The sequence below is a fragment of the Streptomyces xantholiticus genome, from assembly GCF_014651015.1.
GTDB lineage: Bacteria > Actinomycetota > Actinomycetes > Streptomycetales > Streptomycetaceae > Streptomyces > Streptomyces xantholiticus.
The window spans coordinates 1-4,482 of the sequence record NZ_BMWB01000063.1 but is presented as its reverse complement, the minus strand read 5'-3'; the positions used below and the strand labels follow the sequence as shown (position 1 = coordinate 4,482).

The 4,482-nt window shown below is 71.7% G+C and carries 4 protein-coding genes and 3 pseudogenes; all 7 read right to left on the bottom strand.

What is annotated here, in order from left to right:
- Positions 1-437: pseudogene (locus IE198_RS37010) on the bottom strand (transposase family protein); the annotation flags it as partial.
- Positions 438-515: 78 nt separating this feature from the next.
- Entirely contained in the window at positions 516-1,133 is a 618-nt protein-coding gene (locus IE198_RS34690) for a hypothetical protein (protein ID WP_189894054.1), read from the bottom strand.
- Positions 1,130-2,446 carry a DUF7224 domain-containing protein gene (locus IE198_RS34685; protein WP_189894052.1) on the bottom strand — a complete coding sequence of 439 codons (1,317 nt, stop codon included), beginning with the start codon at positions 2,444-2,446 and terminating at the stop codon, positions 1,130-1,132. Before IE198_RS34685 ends, IE198_RS34690 begins: the two co-directional genes overlap by 4 nt.
- Positions 2,446-3,237, bottom strand: a complete 792-nt coding sequence (locus IE198_RS34680) for an ATP-binding cassette domain-containing protein (RefSeq protein ID WP_229834863.1) — start codon at positions 3,235-3,237, stop codon at positions 2,446-2,448. Before IE198_RS34680 ends, IE198_RS34685 begins: the two co-directional genes overlap by 1 nt.
- Before the next feature lie 11 nt (positions 3,238-3,248).
- Entirely contained in the window at positions 3,249-3,593 is a 345-nt protein-coding gene (locus IE198_RS34675; RefSeq protein ID WP_189894050.1) for a hypothetical protein, read from the bottom strand.
- A gap of 272 nt (positions 3,594-3,865) precedes the next feature.
- Positions 3,866-4,257, bottom strand: a pseudogene (locus IE198_RS34670) (YbaK/EbsC family protein); the annotation flags it as partial.
- A 33-nt stretch (positions 4,258-4,290) separates the two neighbouring features.
- A pseudogene (locus IE198_RS34665) lies at positions 4,291-4,482 on the bottom strand (IS982 family transposase); the annotation flags it as partial.

Here is a 4,482-nt window from a genome sequence, read left to right as displayed (position 1 = left end):
AAGCCCCAAAAGAAGCGGGAGTGGCTGCGGCAGTAGCCGTATCCGGCGTGCCCGGCCAGGCCGGAGCCCTTGACGGTCTCGCGGGAGGCGGCGCAGGGCAGCGGGGTGGAGTCGATCAGCCGGAGGCTGTCGTTCCAGGTGGGCACCTGCCGGGCCAGCGCCTCGATCACGTGGCTGATCAGCGGCCCGGCGGCGTTGAGGCGCTTGTTGTAGGCCGACTGCTGGGGCAGGTAGCGGAAGAGGTGCCCGAGCCGGGCGTGGGCGAAGCGGATCCAGTGCCGGGCGGAGGGAAAGCCGAGCAGGACCTGGGCGACCGCCAGGCACAGCAGTTAGGCGTCCGTGAGTTTCGGGGGTCGCCCGATCCGGCGACGCGGGGCCACGTGGTCGTCGATGAACACGTACAGTGCCGCCAGAAGGGCGTCCAGGTTTGTCTTCACACACTGACCAACGGGCGCCCTTCGCCATGGTCGCGACCAGCACACACATCGGACTCATTCATCTAGCGGTTTCCGTACTCAGCGTTGCTCGGCCCGCTCCGTCCGCCTCGGCTGCCCCGTCACCGCCGCCATCGCGCCCAGGACCCACAGCGACACGGCCACGGCGGCGGCCGAGGTCCCGGAGGCGGGGTGGAGCGACCAGGCCCACGGCTCGGGCGTGTTGTCGAACCGTACGCCCAGCAGCAGCGTGGGGCCCAGCATGCCCAGGGGGAGCAACCACGACAGGCCGCTGCCGAAGAGGCGGGCGCTGATCATGGCCAGGCCGAGGTGGCCGACGACATTGCGTACGGACGCGCCGAGCACCGCGCCGGTCGCTCCGCCCAGCAGCGGGAGGGTGCTCAGGGCGACGGCCAGGCCGAGCAGCACGGACAGGTGGACGGCGCGGTGACGGCGCATCGGCTGGGCGGCGGTCTGTTCCAGGTCGCCCATGGGCGAGAACAGGGTGGTGCCGAGGACCACCGCGTACGCCACCGGCGCGACCTCGGCGACCGGGACGCTGAAGTCGACGAGGTAGCGGAACTCCGGTACGGCGACGCGCTGCTGCGCCAGCAGGGCCGTCGCCGAGGCGATGACCGCGCCGATGGCGGCGGCACGCGGCAGGCCGCGGCTGCGCGCGTAGGCGAGGGCGGCGTTCACGGGCGGGCCCGGGGCGCCGGCGGGAGTGCGGGGACGGGGCGGCAGGCTCGGATGTGGCCGGCCGAAGCCTCGATCCAGCGGTCCTGTTCGGTGCGCGGGGCGGTGGTGACGCGTTCGAGGGCCGCGCCGAAGTCGTCCCCGTAGTACTCGACGGGGGCACCGAGCCGGTGACGCACCACGGCCTCGAAGAGGAAGGTCTCCGGGTAACCTCCGGTCTCCTTCAGCAGGTGGGGCTCGCACTCCGGCGGAGGCTGAGGCAGCGAGGCCGTGAACATGGCGTCGGTCAGCTCCTCCTCGCTCATGTCGGGGGAAGTCAGCGGCAGTTCGGCGGTGTGCCCCCGGGGAAGCTCCAGGCCCGTGGCGTAGTAGCCGCGGTTGAGGCCCGACAGGGTGCCCAGGCCCGTGTCGACGTGCCGGACGGCGGCCTCCGCGCGGGGCAGCAGGTGGCGGTCCTCCGGCCACAGGCAGGCCGTCGTACGGCCACTGGTGGCGCAGGCCGCCTGGGAGGGCTGCGCCTTGCGCACGGCCCAGTAGGAATCCGGTACCGGGGTGCGGAAGGCGACGAGCGCGCCGCCGGCCGTCAGGGCGACGAGCCCGAGCGCCACGAGGGGCAGCGGCCGGGGCCGCACGGTGGCGCTCCGCCGCAGCGCCGGAAGGGCCGGCAGCACCAGGCCCAGCGCCAGGCACCACGCCATGGCGACCAGCATGCGCGTCGTGTTCGGCTCGAACAGGGTGTCCCAGTGCTCGTCGATCGCGGGGAAGAGCTTGTTGAGCGGACTCGTCGGTACGAACGGGAGGGCGACGAAAAGGCCGTACCAGAGGACTCCGGCGAAGGGCGCGCAGACCCGGGACGGCAGGGCGGTGCCCAGGGCCACGCCCACGCCGGTTTGCAGGGCCAGCATCGAGGCGCCGAGCAGCAGGGGCGTCCAGACCGGCCCGCCGGTCTCGCTGACCTGGGCGGTCCGGGCGAACGCCACGGTGGTGAGGACGCCGTAGGCGATCAGGGACCACAGCCAGGCCGCGAGCCAGAGCACGAGCGACTGCGTCCAGCCGCTGCGGGCGGTGGTGTCGGCCCAGATCCGCACCTGATGGCGGTGGGCGCGCCCGGCGGCCCACGCGGCGGCGCTGCTCATCAGCGAGCCCATCACGATGACCGCGAAGAGCTGGACCCGCAGGCTGGTCTGCGTCCACCAGCCGATCCAGTCGCTCTGGGCGGGGCTTTCGGACAGGAAGTAGTAGCAGCCGATCGCGCCCATGAGTCCGGCGACCCACTTGGCCTCGCCGCGGCGCATCTCGGTCAGCAGCACGCGCATCAGCTCGTCACCGCTTCCGACCCGGCCAGATGGAGATATCCGGCCTCCACGGACGCCCCGCCCACTTCGGGGCTCTCCCCGGGCAGGGCGCACAGCTCGGCAACCGTACCGGTGAAGCGGACCTTTCCCTGGAGGAGGACGGACACCCGGTCGCACACGTGCGCCACGTCCTCGGCCAGGTGCGTGCTCATCACGACGGCGCACCGCTCGCCCAGGCCCTGGATGAGGGTGCGGAAACCGACGCGCTGCGCGGGGTCGAGCCCGACCGTCGGCTCGTCGAGGAGGACGAGGGCCGGCTCGTTGACCATGGCCTGGGCGATGCCCACCCGCCGGAGCATGCCACCGGACAGCGCCCCCATCTTGCGGTCCGCGTACTGCTCCATCTCTACCAGGCGCAGCGCCTCACGGGCCCGCTGGCGGCGCCGCGCCGACGGCACCTTGCGCAGCCAGGCCGCGTATTCGGTGAACTCCAGCACGGTGAAGGCGGGATAGAAGCCGAAGGACTGCGGCAGCACCCCGATCCGCTGCCGAAGCCGCCGCACGGCGGCTCCGTTCGGTGCCTGCTCGCCGAGGACGGTGAGCGTGCCGGACCCGGGTCTGCGGGCCGTGCTCAGTACGGACAACAGGGTGCTCTTCCCCGCCCCGTTGGGCCCCAGGAGGCCGGTGACCCCTGCGGAGAACGCGAGTGTGACGTCGTCGAGGGCGGTCGTCGAACCGTAACGGATCGAAACGCCGGCGACCGCCGCCACCGGCTCGGTGCCGGTGGCGGCGGTGCTGTTGTGAGGTGACACGGTTTTCCTGATCAGTTCTGGGCGTTCACGTAACCGGTCGCGCGGCTCCCGGGAATGCCCGCCCAGGTGGCCTTGGTGTAGTACTTGTTGCCGGTGCTGGTGCCCTTGTAGGCACCGCAGCCGTACCCGGAGCGGTAGCTCCGCGACGTGCTGGCGATCTGCGGGTCGGGGCGGAAGCTCCGGTCCTCGTAAATGTAGGCGCTGAACGTCCGCGTGTCGTTGACCGGCACATCGCCACAGGCCTTGGCGTGGCCGCTTCCGGCGCCCCGCCAGCGGTCGCCGTCCTCACGGCTACCCGCGGTGGCAACGCTGAAGGGCAGTCGGCTGCCGCTGATCTCGGCAGCCACAGCGCTCACGGCGGGCACGCCGACGGCCAGTGCCGTCAGCGTACCGACGAGGGCGCGCGTAGCCGCTTGGTCATGGTGGCACGCATGTAATCCCCCTTTGAATGAAGCGAGTTGGGCATGGACCACGCTATGCGAAGCCGGCCGGGAGCGCAGATGATTAGATCAAGTGTGCGACTGATCACAGCGTGTGGGATGTGCCCGCCGAACGTGGACGCGCGGGTCGCCGCGACGGCTCACCCCGCTTGCAGCATCAGCCCGATGCCCACCACCATCACGCCCGCCGCCGCGATTCTGACCACGTCGTGGTCGAGCAGCCCCCGGTCGGCCAGCACCCGCGTCCGCGTCACGTGCCCGAAGGGCGGCACGCCGCCGATCGCGTAACCCGTGGTCTCCCGGACGAGGTTCGCGTCCGCCCGAGTCACGGCGGCGGCGCCCAGCTCGTGCCGCACCGCTCGACGTCGACCCGCGACGAGCCGTCCATCAGGACCATTGCCGGCACGCCGTCCGCCGCGAAGACCAGCGACTTGACGATCTCGGACGGGTCGCAGCCGATCGCGGCGGCAGCCTGGGCGGCGGTGCGGGTGGCGTCCGGGAAGCGGCGGACCTCGACGTCGTGCGGGCCGAGCGCGCAGAGGGCCTCGGCGAAACGCGGGTGGGCAAGGGAAGCGCTCATGGCCCGCACGCTAGATGAATGAGTCCGATGTCTTCAGTGGTCGTAGGCGATCAGCGAGCGCTTGACCGTTGCTGCGGTGGTCCAGTTGTGCCAGATGCCGGTGGCGAGGGCGAGGAGGCGTTGAGCGGTGCGGGCGAAAGCTCCGGCTGGGGTTCTGGCGCCGTGCTGTTCCAGGCTGAGCTGGCCCTTGAGGGTGTCGATGACGGCTTCGATCCACTGGCGGAC